Origin of the sequence: Psychroflexus salis, from assembly GCF_014640175.1 — a bacterium.
In the GTDB taxonomy this organism is placed as follows: domain Bacteria; phylum Bacteroidota; class Bacteroidia; order Flavobacteriales; family Flavobacteriaceae; genus Psychroflexus; species Psychroflexus salis.
Genome location: NZ_BMGL01000012.1, coordinates 1 through 19,940, shown reverse-complemented (window position 1 = coordinate 19,940; position 19,940 = coordinate 1). Strand labels below are relative to the sequence as shown.

Here is a 19,940-nt window from a genome sequence, read left to right as displayed (position 1 = left end):
CTTCATTTAAAAAAAGGGTTTTTAAATTACTATAAAAACTAAAAAATAGAATGTTAGATTATTAAATTTAAAAAAAAACAAATGAAAAAGATATGTCTATTGAAAAATATTCAGAAATCCTCTACATTTGTTAATATTTTAAAAACGCTAAACATTCATGGATAATACATTTTACATCAGTTCTGCACTTTTATCTTTAACCGACATATACTTGATTTTAAAAGAAAACAAAAAAATTGAACTTAGTGAAGAAGCCATACAAAATATTAAAAAATCGCGTTCATATTTAAATAAAAAGCAAGATTTAAGCGAGAAAGCAGTTTACGGAATAAATACTGGTTTTGGTTCTTTATGTAATATCAAAATCTCGGATGATCAACTTTTAAAACTACAGGAAAATTTGGTACTTTCTCATGCATGTGGAACTGGAGACCAAGTAGATTTTACTATTGTAAAATTAATGCTATTACTAAAAATTCAATCCTTAAGTTACGGACATTCTGGTATAAGCTTAGAAGTTGTAAATCGATTAATTAATTTTTTTAATTACGATATTTTACCCGTAGTTTACGAACAAGGTTCTTTAGGTGCTTCTGGAGATTTGGCACCACTAGCACATCTTGCATTGCCTTTGTTAGGAAAAGGAAAAGTGAAATACAAAAATAAAATTATTGAAGCTAATCTGGTATTAAAAGAATTAAACTGGAAAGCTTTAATATTAAAGTCTAAAGAAGGTTTAGCACTTTTAAATGGAACTCAATTTATGAGTGCGCATGGAGTTTTTGCTCTACTTGAAGCGCATCGCCTTACTTTTTTCGCTGATGTAATAGCGGCCATTTCTATTGATGCATTTGACTGTAATATGTCTCCATTTGATCAATTAGTGCATCAAATACGACCGCATGCTGGCCAAGTTAAAACTGCAAAGCGCATTAATGCTTTACTAGAAGGAAGTGAACTCGCAAAAACTGAAAAACAAAATGTACAAGATCCTTATTCATTTAGATGCGTTCCACAAGTACATGGAGCTACTAAAGATGCAATCGATTTTACTACTAAGTGCATAAAAACCGAAATAAATAGCGTTACCGATAACCCCAATGTTTTTGTAGATGAAGACAAAATAATTTCTGGAGGAAACTTTCATGGACAACCTATTGCTTTATCACTCGACTTTTTAGCAATTGCTATTGCAGAGCTTGGCAATATTTCTGAACGTAGAATCTATCAATTAGTTTCGGGTTCACGAAATTTACCTGCCTTTTTAATTCATAATTCGGGTGTAAACAGCGGTTTTATGATTCCTCAGTACACCGCAGCAAGTATTGTTAGCCAGAATAAACAATTATGTACTCCAGCCACAGTAGATTCAATAGTATCTTCTAACGGCCAAGAAGACCATGTTAGCATGGGTGCCAATGCCGCTACTAAATTAATTAAAGTAGCTACTAATTTAAAAACAATTTTAGCCATTGAACTATTCAATGCATCTCAGGCACTGAGTTTTCGAGACCAAAAAAGCTCTGTTTTTGTAGAAAATTTAATTGCAGCATACCGAAAGCATGTACCTATTGTTAAAGAAGATTGCTTAATGCATAACGAAATTGAAAAAAGTATTCGGTTTTTAGACGATTATAAGGTTGATTTAGAAACTTTTTTAAATGATTAGCTTTTCTTTTACTAAACCATTTTTGGATTTTTAAAGTAAACAGAAAAAGTGGTGATTACTCCTAACTTACTTTTCACTCTAATTTTACTGTCTATAGCTTCAATTTGATTTTTGTTTTATAACAAACAACAGTCTTTATTGTCCTGATTTCTATGAAACTTTTGGTGTATTTTTAAATTTCTCTAAATCTATTTCTGCTTTCTTACTAGTTGTAGTATCTAATAAATTCATCATAAGGTGTTTAACGAATTAAACTAGCTAAATTCTTAATTTGGTCGTATTCTATTTCTTGAACACTATCGAGTATTCCAAACAAATTTAAACAATTAAGTAAGTTTATTTTCAACTATTATTAGTTGGAATTTATTCAAAAAAATCTAAATATTTTTTATTGAAACTAGTACTGTTTAAAAAATCAAAAATTTAATTAATACTAATTGTAAGTCCAGATTTAGCAAGAGTAACATTACTAAAAACTTCTTCAGCTTCTAATTTAAATTTTTCAAGATTTCTATATCGAACAGAAAAATGGCCTAAAACCAAATGTTTTGCTTTAGCTTTTTGTGCAATTATACCAGCTTGCTTAGCAGTAGCATGTTTGGTTTTGAAACATAAATCTTCATGTTCTTCTAAAAAAGTAGATTCGTGATATAGTAGATTTACATTTTTAATTTGATGAACTATATCTGGCTTAAATGAAGTATCTGAACAAAAAGCATAGGTTTTAGGTTCATCTGGTGGTAGTGTAATTTGTTGATAGGCTATAGTTTTACCATCTAAATTAACTACGTCTTTTTTGCGTTTAGCTAAACTAAAATAGGTATGACTTACCTTATGATTTTTAGCAGCTTCAAAGTCTAGTTTACGTTCGCCTATTTTTTCTTTAAAAAGAAAACCATTGGTATATACTCGATGATGAAGTGGAATTGTCTCAACGCTTAATTTTTCATCTTCAAAAATAATCTGTGGTGCCAAGCTTTCTAGTTCATGAAAATGAATTTGATACTGTGTATAAGATTTGCTTAACTTTAATTGAAGCTGTATAATTTCTTTAATTCCATTAGGTCCATAAACATGCAAATCTTGCTGCCTATTCATTAACCCAAAAGTAGAGATAAGTCCTATTAAACCAAAAAAATGATCGCCATGTAAATGCGAAATAAAAATATGATTGATACGAGAAAATTTTGCCTTTTGTTGGCGCATTCTAATTTGCGTTCCTTCTCCACAATCAATTAAAAATAAATGTCCTTTCATTTCTAACAATTGTGCAGTTGGGTGTGCATTTGCCTTCGGACTTGCAGAAAAACATCCTAATATGGTAAGTCTTGGGTTGTGCACTAAAATCCTAAATCGCGTTCAATTTCTTCCATTTGTACCATATCTTGTGCTTCTTGCATTGTTGGTACCACGTTTAATTCGTCTGGTACGTCATCTATATTTATCGTATCGTTTATTAATATAAATGATTTTTTATTAGAACGATGATGATTAGAAATATCTAAAAAGGATAAAAGTTCTTCTAATTTAAGTAACTTATATTTTTGTAAGTCTAGAACCAAATTATCATTTTCAAATTGGTGGTGAATACTTCCTATAAATGAAGCAAAGTCTTTTGCATCATCTTTTTCATCAGTTAAGACTAAATAATTATCGAATTTTTCAGTTTTCATCTTTATTTAATTTTTGATGCTAGCAGATAAATAACTGCCATTCTAATCGCTACGCCATTTTCAACTTGATTTAAAATAATAGAATGTTCAGAATCGGCTACATCACTACTTACTTCTACTCCACGATTTATAGGTCCCGGATGCATTATAGTAATGGGTTTATTTAATTTAGCTAATAAATCTGAAGTTAATCCAAATTGCTGAACATATTCGCGGGTTGAAGGAAAATAGGTTATTTCCATGCGTTCGTTCTGTATACGTAACATATTGGCAACATCGCACCACTCTAAAGCAGCTTTTAAATTGGTTTCTACTTTAACTCCTAAACTTTCTATATGCTTTGGCATTAAAGTTAAAGGACCGCATACTTTTACTTCTGCTCCTAACTTCTGTAAGGCAAAAATATTACTTAAAGCAACCCGACTATGGAGTATATCACCGACGATAACCACTTTTTTACCCCTTACGTCTTTCAATTTTTCGCGAATTGAGTATGCATCCAATAGTGCTTGTGTAGGATGTTCGTGAGCACCATCACCCGCATTAATAATAGCAGCATTAATATGTTTTGAAAGAAAGACTCCCGCACCAGGATTGGGGTGGCGCATAATTAACATATCTACTTTCATAGCCAAGATGTTATTGACGGTGTCTTGTAAAGTTTCACCTTTTTTAACCGAAGAAGAAGCTGCAGAAAAATTAATTACGTCTGCGCTCAAACGTTTTTCGGCTAACTCGAAAGATAATTTAGTGCGTGTACTGTTTTCAAAAAATAAATTGGCAATGGTAATGTCTCGTAGGGATGGTACTTTTTTTATGGGACGGTTTATAACTTCTTTAAAATGATCTGCAGTTTCGAAAATAAGATGTAAGTCTGCTTCGGTTAAAAATTTAATTCCTAAAAGATGTTTTACACTTAAATTACTCATCGTTTAATCGTATTATTTCAACTGCATCTTCGCCGTCGTTTTCTTTCCATTTTACCACTACACGTTCTTTGTTAATGGCGTCTACTTGCTTTCCGTTGTAATCGGGTTGTATAGGTAAATGTCTACTAAACCTTCTATCGATTAAAGTTAGAAGTTCGATTGTTTTTGGTCTTCCAAAAGATTGTATTGCAGTTAAGGCTGAGCGAATGCTTCTACCGGTGTACAACACATCGTCTATAAAAATTATGTTTTTATCTTCAACAATGAAATCGATTTGAGTTTGGTTGGCTTCTAGTGTTTTGCTCCCGCGCCTAAAATCGTCTCTATAAAATGTAATATCTAGCTTCCCGAACTTTGGGCATTTATTTCCTAATTCTTTTTGAAGTATTTTTTCGATGCGGTTAGCTAAATAAACTCCACGGGGTTGAATACCAATTAAGACTGTGTTTGAAAAATCGGAGTAATTTTCAATAAGCTGAAAAGCCAAGCGCTGAAGAATTATATCAATTTCGTTTGCATTTAAAAGCTTATGTTGACGCATTGAAAATATAAATTGTTAGACAAAAGTAGGCAATTTAATCCATATATTTTGATTGCAGATGCTAAGAAAATCAATAAAAAAACCTGCCAAAGCAGGTTTATAAGTTTTTCTTTAACTTAACAATATTAATTATTCCCAAGAATAATTGGCATTCCTTCTTGTCCAGAACCAATTACAATTACTTTTGAGTTATTAGATTTAGATAATTCAATTGTTGCTTGAATTCCTTTTTCTTTTAATATGTTAGAAGTTAAAGATGCATTTAAAATTTCGTTTGCACGAGCTTTACCTTCTGCATCAATACGTTGACGTTCAGCTTCCTGTACTGCTTTTGTTAATCTAAACTCGTATTCTAAAGCTTCCTGTTCTTGTCTTAATTTACGTTCAATAGCATCCTTAATGTTTTCAGGTAAAGAAACATCTCTAACTAAAATTCGGTTCACTTGTATGTATTGATCTTTAAGTTGCTGTTGCATCTCATCGTCGATTTCACTTTGAATTATTTCTCGCTTGCTAGCATATAATTGTTCAGGAGTGTATCGCCCCACAACAGTTCTGGTAGCAGAACGTATAGCTGGCATTAAAACACGTTGCACATAATTTTCGCCTTTTTCTTGGTGTAATAAACCTAACTTTTCGCGTTGCGGCTCAAACCAAACCGATGCATCTAAGCGAATATCTAAACCATTTGAAGAAAGAACTTTCATACTTTCATCTAAAGTTTGTTGTCTTACTTCGTAAATAAAAACATCGTTCCAAGGAGCTACAATATGAAAACCTTCGCCAAGTGCTGGCTCATCTGTAACTACACCACCGCCAAAACGTTCGAATAACACGCCATTTTGACCTGAGCTAATGTTAACAGCTGACTTTGAAATAATAATTATAACAACGATTGCTATAATAACAACGGGTAATGCAATTTTAGGTAACTTATCCATATAAAAATTTAATTAAATTAATCCTTTGTATTTTCTTAAAAACCACTCTAAGAACAAAGTTAAGGCTAAAAATACGAATAGTAATATTCTATCGATTAAAGATTCATTTTTTAAGATGCTTTTTTGAATTGGATTAAACTTCGTATTGTTCAGTAAGTCTTTTTTTAGTAGTTCAGCTTCATTTAAAGTGTAAAGTTTATTGTTTTTATGCAAGGTTTTTAAACCATCCAAATTCGGACTAATAAATTGCTTTTCGGCATTATAACTTATTATACTAAACTTTCCTGATTTCTGTATTTTAGTATCCTTTTCTGTAATAGTGTATTCGTAATTTCCAGCGCTTAAAGCTTCTGTGTTATAACTAAATTCGTTATTCAATAATAACATCGGAAATTCTTGCCAATCTTCATCGTCAAGTTTTTTAATTTGAATACTTAAATTAGCATCAGCTAAAAAACGATAGTTGGCATCATAAAATTTGGCTGTAATTTGGTTTGGTTCACCTTCATATAAAAAATTTGATGCACTAACCAACAAACGTTCTTTTGTGTTATTGGTACTTACATATTGCACTAAACTTGAAATAAAAGCATCGAATGTTTTAAAATCTCCAGTGTTTAAGTAACTCTCGCTTCGCCAACGCCAAGCATTTTCTCCAAGCAACATCGCACTTTTAACCTTATGGTTTGAATAGGTTAAAAGCATAGGCGAATTAGTTTGAATTCCTTGAACTTTTTGAAATAATAGAGTTTGAAATGGCGTATTTAATGAAACTGTACCAAATTGGTCACGTATTGGCGGATAAGATTGGAATTCTAGATTTTCTACCTGAAAACTATTGAAATTATTGTTAAGCAAAGGAAAAAAATCTTCAATTACAGCTGATTTTTCTTTGGTAAAGAAGTCAAATTCTTTGTTTAAAAAATTATAATCTGTTTTAGTGCCCGTTATTAGCAAACTACCCATTTGCTTTTTAGCAACCTGTTGCATTAAACTTTTAAAATTAGCCTTGGGTTGGTAGTAAATAAGCATTTCATACTTATCGATATCTATAGGATTTTCTCCTACAAGCTTTACATCTACTTTTCGTTGCGGATTAGATTCGATACTGCGTTTTAACATTGCTATATCTGGATGTAAAATGGAAGTTGCGATAAGAATTTTAGCACTTTCGTCTATTATTTCTACACCTAATTGAAAAGAATTGTTTTCTGTAAATTTTTCATCTTTTAAAGGTGAAAGCCTTAAAGAAAAATTTTGAAGCCCTATTTGATTAGCCTTCACTTTAAATTCTATTTGTTGTGAAGCTTTATCGGGAGTAAATAATATATTTTTAGAAGCCAGTAAACGATTATTTTGAAATAATTCTAGTTTGGTATTTAAATCTTCTTCAACATTGTAACTAACAAAGGCTTCAATAGGAAAAGTATTATTAAAAAAAGAATACTTATTAGCATTAACTAAGTCTATTTTAGAATCGATTACAGGCAAAGTGTCACCAATTACTATTGGAAAAAAATTCAGCTTCTTTGTACTAGCCCAAAAACTAAAATCTGCACCCAAGGTTTGGTTACCATCTGAAAGGAATACAACAACATCTTTTTGCAAATCAAAGATTTCTTCAATTGAAGTAAAAGCCTTAGCAATGTTTGTTTGTTGGCTTGAAAAATTTAATTGACTAAAAGGCTCGATGTTAGTGCCAAATTTAAAAATCTCTAAATTAAATTTATCGTTTAAAGCTTGGTCTTGTTGTATATTATCTGTTACTTTATTAACTAATATCGTATCGCCTAAATGTTGAATAGAAGCAGAATTATCTGCTAAAATCACTAAATTTCTTTTTTCAATTTCTGTGCTTGTACTTTCAATTTTAGGGTTTAGTAAAAGCACACCTATTCCAAAATATGTAAAAAAGCGAAGCATGAAAAACCACAGGTTAATCTTGCTTCGCTTTTTAGGTAAAAAAATATATTGATAATAAGACAAAGCCAGTGCAATGAAAAAAATGCATATAAGTAATGCGATGCTTTGGTTTGTCATTAAACTTTAATTTAGGTTAGCATACCACCATCGACATTAAGTGTTTGTCCAGTAACATAAGTACTTAAATCGCTTGCTAAATATACACAGGCATTAGCTACATCTTCTGGTTTCCCACCTCGTTTTAATGGAATAGCTTGTCTCCAACTATCTACTGTTTTTTCGTCTAATTTAGCGGTCATTTCAGTTTCTATAAAACCTGGTGCTACAACATTACAACGAATATTTCTTGAGCCTAACTCCAAGGCAGTAGATTTAGAAAAACCTATAACGCCAGCTTTTGAAGCTGCGTAATTAGCCTGACCTGCATTCCCCTTAACACCAACAACTGAACTGATATTAATAATGCTTCCGTTTCTTTGTTTTAACATAGGACGTAAAACAGCTTTAGTTAAATTGAAAACAGAATTAAGGTTTACTCGAATTACTTCGTTAAAGTCTTCTTCAGACATACGCATCATTAAATTATCTTTAGTGATACCTGCGTTATTGATAACCGCATCAATACTTCCAAAATCTTTTAAAACTTCAGTTACAAAATCTTGGGCTTGGTCAAAATCTGAAGCATCAGATTTATAAGCTTTTGCCTTTACACCCAATTGTGTTAATTCTGCTTCTAGGTCTTGTGCAGGTTGAACAGAAGAATGGTATGTAAAAGCAATATTGGCACCATGTTGAGCAAAAACTTGAGCAATACCTTTACCTATTCCGCGACTAGCGCCAGTTACAATTACATTTTTATTTGCTAATAATTTCATAAGTTATTTATGTTGTTAAAATGTACAAGCCTTTGCTGAGACAAAAGCATCAGTAAAGGCTTGTACAAATAAATTAAACTTAGCTTAAAACTTCAGCTACTTTTTTTCCAATTTCAGCAGGAGAATCAACCACGTGAATTCCGCATTCACGCATAATTGCTTTTTTAGCTTGAGCTGTATCTTCAGATCCACCAACAATTGCACCAGCATGGCCCATGGTTCTTCCAGCAGGAGCAGTCTCGCCAGCAATAAACCCTACAACTGGTTTTTTACTTCCACTTTTTTTATACCAATTGGCAGCATCAGCTTCTAATTGTCCGCCAATTTCGCCAATCATAACTACACATTCAGTTTCAGGATCATTTACTAAAAGTTCTACAGCTTCTTTTGTGGTTGTTCCTATAATTGGGTCTCCACCAATACCAATTGCAGTAGTTATACCTAAACCTTGTTTTACAACTTGGTCTGCAGCTTCGTAGGTTAAAGTACCTGATTTAGAAACAATACCAACTTTTCCTTTTTTAAAAACGAAGCCTGGCATAATACCAACTTTGGCTTCTCCTGGTGTAATTACACCTGGACAATTAGGACCAATAAGCCTACAATCTCTATTTTTTATATAATTTGAAGCTTTAATCATATCTTTTACAGGTATTCCTTCAGTAATTGCAATAATTACTTTAATTCCCGCATCGGCAGCTTCCATAATAGCATCGGCAGCAAATGCAGGTGGCACAAAAATAATAGATGTGTCTGCTTTCGCTTCTTTAACAGCTTCTGCAACTGTATTAAAAACCGGTTTATCCAAATGCGTAGTTCTTCCCTTGCCTGGAGTAACACCTCCTACTACATTGGTACCATATTCAATCATTTGTTGTGCGTGGAAAGTTCCTTCGCTACCTGTAAATCCTTGAACAATTATGTTTGAATTTTTATTGATTAAAACGCTCATTTATTTATTTTTTTTATGAAACAAAAGTAATTTTTTATAAAGACTAATTAAAGCTTTTAACTGTATATTATCTTGATTAATTGGGAAAAAATGAATAGAGATTATCCACATTTGCATCTGCTGGTTGTGAAACAAAAAAACCTTTATAAAGCAAATTGTTTTTTATTTCCCAAATGCAAATAAAATCTGCCAACGGAACCATCTCTTCTTCTTCTACCATTTCAACTTCATAAGAAAAACGGATGGCAACTTGATTTTGATCTTCTAACACATGAGAAATAATAGCATTCATACTTAGAAAAGATTTACCCATTTCGAGCACTAAATCTTTAAATGTATCGAAATTAAGGTGCAAAAAGCCAGTACTTCCATTCCATTTAACTTCAACTTCAGGATGAATGTATTTTTTAAAATCAGCTTCATTTTTATAAAAATCTGATGTAAAAAAGGCTTTTACTAAATCTTTGTTAGACATTTCGTTTTAATTTTTGTATTAAATTTGGCAGCTGAGTTATTGCAGCTACTTCTTTAAATTTAACTCTTATTTTGCCAGCTGGTGAACCGAAATAAGTTTCGTTAACTTCTGTATTTTTATTAATTCCGCTTTGTGCCAATAGGGTGGTTCCTTTTGCTAAAGTTACTCCACTCGTTACACCTACTTGTCCCCAAAGTGTAACTTCATTTTTTAAAATAGTACACCCAGCTATACCAACTTGTGCTGCAATTAAGCAACGTTCTCCTATTACCGTATCATGTCCTATTTGAACTTGATTGTCTATTTTAGTTCCTTTTTTTATGCGTGTAATGCCGGTAACACCACGATCTATTGAGCATAATGCTCCGATTTCAACATCATCTTCAATAGCAATGCTTCCACAGGTTTCTAAACGCTCAAAATGCGTTTCTCTTTTTTTATAATAAAATGCATTTGCTCCTAAAACAGTTCCTGAATGAAGGATGACGTTATTTCCGATTTCTACTCCATCGTAGATAGAAACATTGCTATGGATAATACAATTTTTACCGATTTTTACGTTGTTTCCAATAAACACATTGGGTTGAACAAAAGTACCTTCACCGATTTGAGCAGATGCTGCTACACTTTGAGAAGCCGGTTGGAAAGAGTTAAAGTGTCTAGAAATAATATTAAAATCTGAAAATGGATTATCGGAAATTAATAAGGCCTTACCTTCGGGGCATTCTACTTTTTTATTAATTAGAATAATACTTGCTTTAGACTGTAGGGCTTTATCGTAATATTTAGGATGATCTACAAAAACAATATCGCCTTTTTCTACCACATGAATTTCGTTCATCCCCAAAACTGGAAAATCAGAAGGACCAACAAATTCAACATTAATCAAATCTGCTATTTCTTGCAAGGCATATGTTCGTGGAAACTTCATAAATAAAAATTATTCTTTAACACGCTCTTTGTACGTACCTTTTTCAGTTTCAATTTTTATTGTATCGCCTTCATTAATAAAAAGGGGAACATTTACTTCAGCACCTGTTTCAACTGTGGCTGGTTTAGTTGCGTTAGTTGCAGTGTTTCCTTTTACGCCTGGTTCCGTATGAGTAACTTTTAAAGTTACACTTGCAGGCATATCTACAGATAAAGGGGTGTCGTTTTCGGTATTAATTAGTACAGTAACTACTTCACCTTCTTTTAATAATTTTGGAGCATCTAAAGCCGCTTCTAACAAACGAATCTGGGTATAATCTTCAGTATTCATGAAGTGGTAAAATTCGCCTTCTTGATATAAAAATTGAAATTTATGCGTTTCAACACGAACTTCATCAATTTTATGCCCTGCAGAAAAAGTATTATCGATTACTTTTCCTGTAGTTACACTTTTCATTTTTGTTCTAACAAAAGCAGGGCCTTTGCCAGGCTTAACATGTAAAAACTCCGTTATTTTATAAATGTCGTGGCTATACTTAATGCATAATCCGTTTCTAATATCGCTTGTTGTTGCCATAATATGGTTTAATTAGTAAAATATCCTTTCATGATTCCACGTTGAGAATCTTTAATAAATTGTAAAATCTCATCGCGTTCTGGGGTTGCTTCCATTTCCGCTTCAATTATAGAAACTGCTTGAGAGTTATTATAATTTTTCTGATATAAAATTCGATAAATATTTTGTATTTCTCTTATCTTTTCAGTGTCAAAGCCTCTTCTACGTAGACCAACTGAATTAATTCCTACATAAGAAAGCGGTTCTCGTCCAGCTTTTACATAAGGCGGAACATCTTTTCGAACCAGCGAACCACCCGTAATAAAAGCGTGGTTTCCTATGCTACAAAATTGCTGAACAGCTGCCATGCCTGCTAAAACAACATGGTCGCCAACCGTAATGTGGCCTGCTAAAGTTGAATTGTTAGAAAATACACAATTGTTACCTACAATGCAATCGTGTGCTATATGGCTATATGCCATTATCCAACAATTTTGACCAATTTTAGTTTTCATGCGATCGTAAGTTCCCCGATTAATAGTAACACATTCTCGAATAGTTGTATTGTCTCCAATTTCGGTAACGGTGTCTTCGTCTTCGAACTTTTTATCTTGTGGAATAGCCGAAATTACAGCACCGGGAAAAATACTTACATTTTTACCGATTCTTGCGCCTTCCATAATGGTTACGTTTGAACCTATCCAAGAACCTTCTCCTATGACTACGTTATTATGAATAGTTGTAAAAGGTTCAATAACAACATTTTTGGCTATTTTGGCTCCTGGATGGACATATGCTAAAGGTTGATTCATTAATTTTCTTGTTTTTGTTTAACAATTTGCGCCATTAGTTCAGCTTCGCAAGCTAACTTACCATTTGCATATGCATATCCTTGCATGTGGCATATTCCTCTTCGAATTGGGGTTATTAATTCTAATTTAAAAATCAGGGTATCACCAGGTACAACCTGACGTTTAAATTTCACATTATCAATTTTCATGAAAAAGGTTAAGTAGTTTTCTGGATCGGGTACTGTGCTTAAAGCTAGAATACCGCCTGTTTGTGCCATAGCTTCAATTTGAAGCACTCCAGGCATAACAGGTTTCCCAGGAAAATGACCTACAAAAAAAGGTTCGTTCATGGTTACATTTTTCATTCCGATAACGTGCTTGTCTGATAATTCAAAAATTTTATCAACTAACAAAAAAGGGCTTCTATGAGGTAGCCTATCCATTATTTGATTTACATCGTAAAGTGGCTCGGCATTTAAGTCGATTTGTGGTACTTTATTTCTTTTTTCTAATTTAATAATTTTTGCCATTTTTTTGGCAAACTGAGTATTAATGGTATGTCCTGGTTTATTAGCTATAACTTTACCACGAATTCTGGTACCAATTAATGCTAAATCTCCAATTACATCTAGCAATTTATGTCTTGCAGCTTCATTAGGATAATGCAAATCTAAATTATCTAAAATACCATTAGATTTAACTGAAATATTGTCTTTATCGAAAGCCTTTTTTAGGCGCTCCATATTGGTTTCAGACAATTCTTTATCTACATATACAATGGCATTGTTTAAGTCTCCACCTTTTATTAAGCCGTGTTCTAACAAAGCTTCTAGCTCATGTAAAAAACTGAAGGTTCTGGCGTTAGAAATTTCGTCTTTAAATTGATGGATAGAAGATATAGAAGCATTTTGAGTGCCTAAGACTTTAGTTCCAAAATCTACCATAGTTGTAACTTGGTAATTGTCTGATGGCATGACGATAATTTCGGACCCTGATTCTTCATCTGAGAAAGAAATTACATCCTTTACTATATATTCTTCTCTTTCTGCATCTAATACAGTGATTCCTGCTTTTTCAAGAGCTTCTACAAAGTATTTAGAAGAACCATCCATAATTGGAGGCTCAGATGCATTTAATTCAATAATAACATTATCGATATCTAGTCCAACGCAAGCAGCTAAAACATGTTCTGAAGTATTAATAGAAACTCCATTTTTTTCTAAACTTGTACCGCGCTCTGTACTAGTGACTAAATTGGCATCGGCAGGAATAATTGGGGATCCTTGCAAGTCTGTTCTTACAAATGCATAACCGCAATTTGCTTTAGCAGGTTTAAATGTTAACCTAACTTGTTGTCCTGTGTGTAAACCTACTCCATCTAAAGTAATTTCTTTAGAAATAGTAGTTTGTTTATTGGGTTGGTCACTCATTATTTTAATGATGTTTAGTTTCTAAACTATCTAATTTTTTAACTAATTCTGGTAAATTTTTAAAATGCACGTAAGATTTATAGTAATCGGAATACCCTAGAGCTGGTGAGCCTTGAAGTACTTCATTGTCTTTTACATTTCTTCCAATTCCTGATTGGGCTTGGATTTTAACGTTGTTTCCTATTTGAATATGGCCAACAATTCCTACTTGTCCACCAATAATACAATTTTCTCCAATTTTTGTCGAACCTGCTATTCCTGTTTGAGCAGCGATTACGGTATGTTTACCAATTTCGACATTATGTGCAATTTGAATTTGATTATCTAACTTTACTCCTTCTCTAATAATTGTAGAACCTAAGGTTGCTCGATCTATAGTTGTACCAGCTCCAACATCTACATTATTTTCTACAATTACATTACCTATTTGTGGTACTTTTTTATAAACTCCTTTATTATTTGGTGCAAAACCAAAACCATCAGCACCTATTATAGCACCACCATGTATTACAACTTGGTTTCCTATAATGCATTCTGAGTAAATTTTACCACCACTAAACAATACTACATCATCGCCAATAACCACATTGTCACCAATGTAAGTATTGGGATAAATTTTTACACGGTTTCCTATTTTTACATTTTTTCCAATGTAAGCAAATGCACCTATATAAATTTCAGTTCCGTAAGTAGAAGTCTCATCTATAAAAATAGGTTGTTCTATGCCTGATTTATGAAGTTTAACTTGGTTATAATATTCCAATAACTTAGAAAATGCTTCATAAGGTTCGTCGACTTTAATAAGCGTTGTATTAACATTTTGAGTAGGCTCAAAGTCTTTAGCTACAATACAAATACTTGCATTAGTTTTATAAATAAAGGATGTGTATTTTGGGTTAGCTAAAAAAGTAAGCGAACCCTTTTCAGCTTCTTCAATTTTTGAGAGTTTATCAACTTCAACATCGGGAATGCCTTCGATGGTTCCGTTTAATATTTCGGCTATTTGAGTTGCTTTAAATTTCATTTTGACAAAAATAGAAAAAAAAGTCGATTAGTTGGTTTTTGGGTAACACATATAATATTTAACAACTGGTTTTGCTAATGCTTTTAAGTTTAATTGGTCCGATGCTTTAGACACATCTTTAATTTTTCCATTTTTATACAGAATGTTAATAGGTGTGGTTAATGTTTGATAGGCTAAATTTGTTGTACTTCCTTTAAAAACAAAATAACTAGTTTCTTCTAATGTAAAATTAAATTTTGCTTGAACTGCATTGAATCTAGCATTGAATTTTTCATCAGAAATAGGCTTGTTCTTCAACTTTATTCTAAGTAAATTACGGTGTAATATCATGTTACATAAACGTTCTAAAACTTCATCTCCACAAGTTGTCCATTCTTTAACTGCTGAAATAATATCGTAGTCGTCTAGACTTGCAAAACGATCTAAAACTTCATCAGAAAGATTTTCGATATTACCTTGTTGCTTCATGAAGTATAAAAGATTTATACTAGCTTTTAATTGAAAGGAATTGTTAACTAAAAACTTAGCTCGGTTCAACATTTTAATTAAAAGCTGCTCGGCAACTAAACTCGTTTTGTGTAAATAAACTTGCCAATACATTAACCTACGAGCTACCAAAAATTTTTCGACTGAATAAATGCCTTTCTCTTCAACTACTAATTGGTTGTTTTTAACATTTAACATGGTAATTAATCGCTCAGAATTAATATTGCCTTCTGCTACACCAGTGTAAAAACTATCTCTTTTTAAATAATCTAAACGATCTATATCCAATTGACTTGACAACAATTGTGTAAGAAAGGATTTAGGATGTTGGTTAGTAAATAATTGAATAGCTAAACTCAATTTACCTTGAAATTCATCATTTAGCTTTTGCATAAACTTTAGAGATAAGTGTTCGTGGCTAACACCTTCAATAATACTATGTTCCATAGCATGTGAAAAAGGTCCATGGCCAATATCGTGTAACAAAATGGCGATATACAAAGCTTCTTCTTCTTCTTTGTTAATTTCAATACTTTTAAAACGTAAAACTTGAACTGCTTTTCGCATTAAATGCAAACAACCTAAAGCATGATGAAAACGAGTATGTTGCGCTCCGGGATAAACAAGATGCGACAAACCCATCTGAGTAATTCTTCTTAATCGTTGAAAATAAGGATGTTCAATTAAATCGAAAATCAATTCGTTAGGTATGGTAATAAAACCATAAATTGGATCGTTTATAATTTTAAGTTTGTTTCTTTGAGACAAGTTGAATGAATTTAAAAACAAATATACATATATATGTCTAACATAAGTCTACTGTGGGTGGATGATGAAATTGATTTATTAAAACCCCATATTATATTTTTAGAAAAAAAAGGCTACCAAGTAACTACTTGCCAAAGTGGAACCGAGGCTTTAGAAGAAATTGAAACTAAAAATTTTGATATTATTTTTTTAGATGAAAACATGCCTGGTTTAACTGGCTTAGAAACTTTAACTGAAATTAAAGCAGTTAAAGATTTTATTCCTGTAGTAATGATAACTAAAAGTGAAGAAGAGTATATCATGGAAGAAGCTATTGGATCTAAAATTGCCGATTACTTAATTAAGCCTGTAAATCCTAATCAAATATTATTGAGTTTAAAGAAAAATTTAGATAATACACGCTTAATTACTAACAAAACTACTTCTAATTATCAACAAGAGTTCAGAAAAATAGCGATGGATTTAACAGCAGTCGATTCTTATGCAGATTGGTCTGAGCTGTATAAAAAATTAATTTATTGGGAGTTGCAGCTTGAAGATGTAGAAAACACAGGTATGCTAGAGATTCTTGAACAACAAAAAACAGAAGCTAATAATGAATTTTTTAAATTCATAGAAAATAATTATCAAAATTGGTTTAGCCAAGAGAATGAAGCTCCTATACTATCTCATACAGCTTTTAAACGTTTTGTGCTACCAGAAATAACCAAAGAACAACCAACCTTATTGGTCGTAATTGACAATTTGCGATACGACCAGTTTAAAGTTTTTGAAGATGTAATTCAAACGTATTACAAATCTAAAAAAGAACATACGTATTATAGCATCTTACCTACTGCTACACAATATGCTAGAAATGCATTTTTTGCTGGCTTAATGCCATCTGAAATGGAAAAATTATATCCAGATTATTGGTTAAATGATACAGATGAAGGCGGAAAAAATCAATTTGAAAATGAATTTTTAGCTGCACAATTAAAACGTTTAGGTAAGGACATAAATTATGAATATCATAAAATAACTAGCCTGCAAAAAGGCAAAAAATTAGCTGAAAGTTTTAGATCGCAAAAAAGTCTAGATTTATCAGTAGTAGTTTATAATTTTGTAGATATGCTTTCGCATGCAAAAACTGAAATGCAAGTAATTAAAGAACTTGCAGGAGACGACAAATCCTACAGATCCCTTAGTTTGAGTTGGTTTAAAAACTCTGCATTGCTAGATATTATTCAACAAGCCAAGCAAATGAATTTTAAATTGATTTTAACTACAGATCATGGGACTATAAATGTAAATACCCCTACAAAAGTAATCGGCGATAAAAATACAAGTTTAAACCTGCGATATAAAACAGGGAAAAGCTTAACTTATAACGAAAGAGATGTATTTGCAGTAAAAGACCCTAAAAAAATACACTTACCATCAATTAACATGAGTAGTTCGTACATTTTTGCAAAAGGTGATTATTTTTTAGCTTATCCTAATAATTACAATTATTACGCTAACTACTATAAAAACTCATTTCAACATGGTGGTATTTCCTTGGAAGAAATGATTATTCCTTTGGCTGTCTACACTCCAAAATAGATTTAACAATCAATTTACTAATGATAATAAATGAAGATATAATAATACTGTAAAAAAATGTAAAAGTAACATTTTATAAAAAATCACAAATAAACATCCAAATTTGGATCAACTTAAAAGTCAAACTTTAATTAGTTTGGCTTTTTTTGTCTATGCATTAAATGTACGAAATGAAGCTTTAAAAACAACTTTTTTTATTTGGTGTAATAAGCCTTAAATATGACTTAATCTTAAACGTAATACATAAATTGTACTATACGACAAAAAAAACCTTAATACACTCACATAAAGTATATTAAGGTTTTTAATAGTGGAGTCGGGGAGACTCGAACTCCCGTCCAAACAAGCAATCAAACAGTTTTCTACACGTTTAGTTTTTACTTAAATTTTCGAGTTTATACTGGCCAAAAACAACCTACATAAACCTTATTCTCAATTAAATTTCACTTGTGCATCAAGACCCTACACAAACTATATTTACTTTATCGGTGCCTCTAGTGTAAATGCCGTAAATCAAGGCCTTTACGAGACATCATGGCCCACTACCTTGTAGTGGCTAAGCAATCCTACTGTAATTCGGATTATGCAGCCATGGCGTAGTTATTCTCGCCGTTTAAAAAAGTGTGAAATATGAGATTTACGAGCTGTATCCCAGCGCTCGACGTGCTTACCCTTTAATTGTCCTTGCTGTCAAAACCAAATCGACCCCAAGTGTGATTAAGAATAAATTTATTTCAATGAACTATTTTTTTTGGCGTTCTTGTGAAATAAACAATCAACTATAATAGTTATTTAAAAAACAGTAAAATATTTTTGTTGTAAAAGTCTTACCATGATTTCCACAAGATAGGATTGATAACATACCTAACTTCCTGCAGGCAGGTCTTTTTGTGCCATTTAAAAAAAACACAAAAAATATGGCGCTGCAACCCTTAACGCAAAAAAAAGAAATTAAATCGAATATTTGAAATATTAGATAAATTCAATCTTCCAATCATCTTGCAAAAATAGAGAATTCAACTATATTTGAAACTAAATTCATCTTAAATTCTTTATATGAAATTCGGAATAATAAAAGAAAGAAAAAATCCACCAGATCGAAGAGTAGTTTTTTCACCAAAAAAAATAAATGAACTTCAAAAAAAATTTCCTGAAGCTGAATTTATTGTTGAGCCATCAGATATTAGAATTTTCTCTGATCAGCAATATAAAAACAATAATATAAAAGTAAGTCAAAATATGGAGCAATGCGATGTACTTCTTGGAGTGAAAGAAGTACCTATAGACGCTTTAATACCAAATAAAAAATATTTTTTCTTTTCACACACAATTAAAAAACAAATCTACAACCGTAATTTATTAAAAGCTATAGTAGAAAATAACATAGAGCTTTACGACCACGAAGTGATTATTAAAGAAAATGGCACTAGATTAATTGGTTTTGGTAGATATGCTGGTTTAGTAGGCGCATATAATGGGTTTAGATTACTCGGCATCCATGATAATTTATATAACCTACCTAAAGTAGAAAACTTAGCTGATTTGGAAGAAGCAAAAACAGAATTAAATAAAATAAAGATTCCAAATATAAAAATTTGCCTTACTGGTCTAGGTAAAGTAGCTAAAGGGGCCAAAGAAATACTGGAACATTTAAAAATAAAAAAAGTAAGCGTAGTTGATTATTTATCTAAAGAGTTTAATGAACCTATTTATGTAAATATTGATGTTCTAGATTACAATAAACAAAAAAATGAAAAAGCAGGAAATAAAAGAGAATTTTTTAAAGATCCATCCAATTACGAATCTAATTTTATGCGTTTTGCAAAAGTAACTGATTATTTTATTGCAGGACATTTTTATGGAGATGCTGCTCCTTATTTATTTACTAGGGATGATGCAAAAGACAAAGACTTTAAAATAAAAATAGTTGCAGACATCAGTTGTGATATTGATGGACCAGTAGCTTCAACTATTCGAGCTTCAACCATTTCAGATCCGTTTTATGCTTACCATCCGATTTCAGAAAAAGAAGTTGAAGTAGGCAACCCTAATTCAATTGCCGTAATGGCAGTCGACAATCTACCCTGTGAACTACCTAAAGACGCAAGTGAAGGCTTTGGAGAAATGTTTGCAAAACATGTTATTCCTGCATTTTTTAATAATGATGAAGATGGTATTTTAAATAGAGCAAAAATGACTGAAAATGGGAAATTAACACCACATTATAAATATCTGGAAAATTATATAAACGGTAATGAGTAAGTTTAAATTACAGATACTTTAATTTAATATTACTACAAACAAAAAAGTCCTTTATTTTTATAGATAAAGGACTTTTAGTATAAGGAAGGCGGCGACCTACTCTCCCACATAATTGCAGTACCATCGGCGCA

At 31.8% G+C, this 19,940-nt stretch carries 18 protein-coding genes and 1 other RNA gene; 3 read left to right on the top strand and 16 right to left on the bottom strand.

From position 1 onward, the window contains the following. Positions 1-157 precede the first annotated feature (157 nt). Positions 158-1,669, top strand: coding sequence for a histidine ammonia-lyase (gene hutH, locus IEV63_RS10515; RefSeq protein WP_188406773.1), 1,512 nt, complete (start codon positions 158-160; stop codon positions 1,667-1,669). 423 nt (positions 1,670-2,092) lie between these two features. Here hutH and IEV63_RS10510 read toward each other — a convergent pair whose 3' ends face one another. The 15 genes from IEV63_RS10510 to IEV63_RS10440 all read right to left on the bottom strand — a co-directional run bounded on the left by IEV63_RS10510 (position 2,093) and on the right by IEV63_RS10440 (position 15,963). Beyond that, positions 2,093-3,010 carry a ribonuclease Z gene (locus tag IEV63_RS10510; RefSeq protein WP_188406772.1) on the bottom strand — a complete coding sequence of 306 codons (918 nt, stop codon included), beginning with the start codon at positions 3,008-3,010 and terminating at the stop codon, positions 2,093-2,095. Then, a complete protein-coding gene (locus tag IEV63_RS10505; protein WP_188406771.1) occupies positions 3,010-3,342 on the bottom strand; it encodes a ribonuclease Z in 333 nt (110 codons plus the stop codon). Before IEV63_RS10505 ends, IEV63_RS10510 begins: the two co-directional genes overlap by 1 nt. A 2-nt stretch (positions 3,343-3,344) precedes the next feature. After that, on the bottom strand, positions 3,345-4,271 hold the full coding sequence (locus IEV63_RS10500) for an aspartate carbamoyltransferase catalytic subunit (RefSeq protein ID WP_188406770.1): 927 nt from the start codon (positions 4,269-4,271) through the stop codon (positions 3,345-3,347). Beyond that, positions 4,264-4,812, bottom strand: coding sequence for a bifunctional pyr operon transcriptional regulator/uracil phosphoribosyltransferase PyrR (pyrR, locus tag IEV63_RS10495; RefSeq protein ID WP_188406769.1), 549 nt, complete (start codon positions 4,810-4,812; stop codon positions 4,264-4,266). The genes IEV63_RS10500 and pyrR overlap by 8 nt, the downstream gene beginning before the upstream one ends. Positions 4,813-4,937: 125 nt before the next feature. Further along, positions 4,938-5,753, bottom strand: coding sequence for a prohibitin family protein (locus IEV63_RS10490; RefSeq protein ID WP_188406768.1), 816 nt, complete (start codon positions 5,751-5,753; stop codon positions 4,938-4,940). Positions 5,754-5,765: 12 nt separating this feature from the next. Beyond that, on the bottom strand, positions 5,766-7,676 hold the full coding sequence (locus IEV63_RS10485; protein ID WP_188406767.1) for a vWA domain-containing protein: 1,911 nt from the start codon (positions 7,674-7,676) through the stop codon (positions 5,766-5,768). 128 nt (positions 7,677-7,804) lie between these two features. Then, positions 7,805-8,551, bottom strand: coding sequence for a 3-oxoacyl-[acyl-carrier-protein] reductase (gene fabG, locus IEV63_RS10480; protein WP_188406766.1), 747 nt, complete (start codon positions 8,549-8,551; stop codon positions 7,805-7,807). Positions 8,552-8,630: 79 nt separating this feature from the next. Beyond that, positions 8,631-9,503: a succinate--CoA ligase subunit alpha gene (gene sucD, locus IEV63_RS10475; RefSeq protein WP_188406765.1), complete on the bottom strand. Its 873-nt coding sequence runs from the start codon at positions 9,501-9,503 to the stop codon at positions 8,631-8,633. A gap of 76 nt (positions 9,504-9,579) precedes the next feature. Continuing rightward, the gene (locus IEV63_RS10470; protein ID WP_188406764.1) at positions 9,580-9,978 is read right to left on the bottom strand and encodes a hypothetical protein; all 399 of its coding nucleotides are present in this window, start codon (positions 9,976-9,978) and stop codon (positions 9,580-9,582) included. After that, entirely contained in the window at positions 9,971-10,909 is a 939-nt protein-coding gene (locus IEV63_RS10465; RefSeq protein ID WP_188406763.1) for a UDP-3-O-(3-hydroxymyristoyl)glucosamine N-acyltransferase, read from the bottom strand. The genes IEV63_RS10470 and IEV63_RS10465 overlap by 8 nt, the downstream gene beginning before the upstream one ends. Before the next feature lie 9 nt (positions 10,910-10,918). After that, positions 10,919-11,485 (bottom strand): elongation factor P, encoded by a 567-nt coding sequence (gene efp / locus IEV63_RS10460; RefSeq protein WP_188406762.1) that lies wholly within the window; start codon positions 11,483-11,485, stop codon positions 10,919-10,921. A gap of 8 nt (positions 11,486-11,493) precedes the next feature. Beyond that, positions 11,494-12,276: an acyl-ACP--UDP-N-acetylglucosamine O-acyltransferase gene (gene lpxA, locus IEV63_RS10455; RefSeq protein ID WP_188406761.1), complete on the bottom strand. Its 783-nt coding sequence runs from the start codon at positions 12,274-12,276 to the stop codon at positions 11,494-11,496. Further along, positions 12,276-13,685, bottom strand: a complete 1,410-nt coding sequence (locus tag IEV63_RS10450; RefSeq protein WP_188406760.1) for a bifunctional UDP-3-O-[3-hydroxymyristoyl] N-acetylglucosamine deacetylase/3-hydroxyacyl-ACP dehydratase — start codon at positions 13,683-13,685, stop codon at positions 12,276-12,278. The genes lpxA and IEV63_RS10450 overlap by 1 nt, the downstream gene beginning before the upstream one ends. A gap of 4 nt (positions 13,686-13,689) precedes the next feature. After that, a complete protein-coding gene (lpxD, locus tag IEV63_RS10445) occupies positions 13,690-14,709 on the bottom strand; it encodes a UDP-3-O-(3-hydroxymyristoyl)glucosamine N-acyltransferase (RefSeq protein ID WP_188406759.1) in 1,020 nt (339 codons plus the stop codon). Between the two features lie 27 nt (positions 14,710-14,736). Further along, the gene (locus tag IEV63_RS10440) at positions 14,737-15,963 is read right to left on the bottom strand and encodes an HD domain-containing protein (RefSeq protein WP_188406758.1); all 1,227 of its coding nucleotides are present in this window, start codon (positions 15,961-15,963) and stop codon (positions 14,737-14,739) included. Positions 15,964-15,996: 33 nt separating this feature from the next. Between IEV63_RS10440 and porX the strand changes: the two genes are divergently transcribed. Next, positions 15,997-17,547 carry a T9SS response regulator signal transducer PorX gene (gene porX / locus IEV63_RS10435; RefSeq protein ID WP_188406757.1) on the top strand — a complete coding sequence of 517 codons (1,551 nt, stop codon included), beginning with the start codon at positions 15,997-15,999 and terminating at the stop codon, positions 17,545-17,547. A gap of 308 nt (positions 17,548-17,855) precedes the next feature. Here the strand turns inward: porX and ssrA are convergent. Beyond that, positions 17,856-18,256: a transfer-messenger RNA gene (gene ssrA, locus IEV63_RS10430) on the bottom strand. A 347-nt stretch (positions 18,257-18,603) separates the two neighbouring features. On the opposite strand from ssrA, the gene IEV63_RS10425 reads away from it, so the two are divergent. After that, positions 18,604-19,809 carry an NAD(P)-dependent oxidoreductase gene (locus IEV63_RS10425; RefSeq protein WP_188406756.1) on the top strand — a complete coding sequence of 402 codons (1,206 nt, stop codon included), beginning with the start codon at positions 18,604-18,606 and terminating at the stop codon, positions 19,807-19,809. The last annotated feature ends 131 nt before the right edge of the window (positions 19,810-19,940 follow it).

Bases quoted from the DNA above. Each gene is read 5' to 3' on its own strand.
- fabG (WP_188406766.1), bottom strand. From the start codon at position 8,551: ATGAAATTATTAGCAAATAAAAATGTAATTGTAACTGGCGCTAGTCGC.
- IEV63_RS10425 (WP_188406756.1), top strand. From the start codon at position 18,604: ATGAAATTCGGAATAATAAAAGAAAGAAAAAATCCACCAGATCGAAGA.
- efp (WP_188406762.1), bottom strand. From the start codon at position 11,485: ATGGCAACAACAAGCGATATTAGAAACGGATTATGCATTAAGTATAGC.
- IEV63_RS10505 (WP_188406771.1), bottom strand. From the start codon at position 3,342: ATGAAAACTGAAAAATTCGATAATTATTTAGTCTTAACTGATGAAAAA.
- hutH (WP_188406773.1), top strand. From the start codon at position 158: ATGGATAATACATTTTACATCAGTTCTGCACTTTTATCTTTAACCGAC.
- IEV63_RS10450 (WP_188406760.1), bottom strand. From the start codon at position 13,685: ATGAGTGACCAACCCAATAAACAAACTACTATTTCTAAAGAAATTACT.
- IEV63_RS10470 (WP_188406764.1), bottom strand. From the start codon at position 9,978: ATGTCTAACAAAGATTTAGTAAAAGCCTTTTTTACATCAGATTTTTAT.
- IEV63_RS10490 (WP_188406768.1), bottom strand. From the start codon at position 5,753: ATGGATAAGTTACCTAAAATTGCATTACCCGTTGTTATTATAGCAATC.
- IEV63_RS10485 (WP_188406767.1), bottom strand. From the start codon at position 7,676: ATGCTTCGCTTTTTTACATATTTTGGAATAGGTGTGCTTTTACTAAAC.
- pyrR (WP_188406769.1), bottom strand. From the start codon at position 4,812: ATGCGTCAACATAAGCTTTTAAATGCAAACGAAATTGATATAATTCTT.
- lpxD (WP_188406759.1), bottom strand. From the start codon at position 14,709: ATGAAATTTAAAGCAACTCAAATAGCCGAAATATTAAACGGAACCATC.
- IEV63_RS10500 (WP_188406770.1), bottom strand. From the start codon at position 4,271: ATGAGTAATTTAAGTGTAAAACATCTTTTAGGAATTAAATTTTTAACC.
- sucD (WP_188406765.1), bottom strand. From the start codon at position 9,503: ATGAGCGTTTTAATCAATAAAAATTCAAACATAATTGTTCAAGGATTT.
- IEV63_RS10465 (WP_188406763.1), bottom strand. From the start codon at position 10,909: ATGAAGTTTCCACGAACATATGCCTTGCAAGAAATAGCAGATTTGATT.
- lpxA (WP_188406761.1), bottom strand. From the start codon at position 12,276: ATGAATCAACCTTTAGCATATGTCCATCCAGGAGCCAAAATAGCCAAA.
- porX (WP_188406757.1), top strand. From the start codon at position 15,997: ATGTCTAACATAAGTCTACTGTGGGTGGATGATGAAATTGATTTATTA.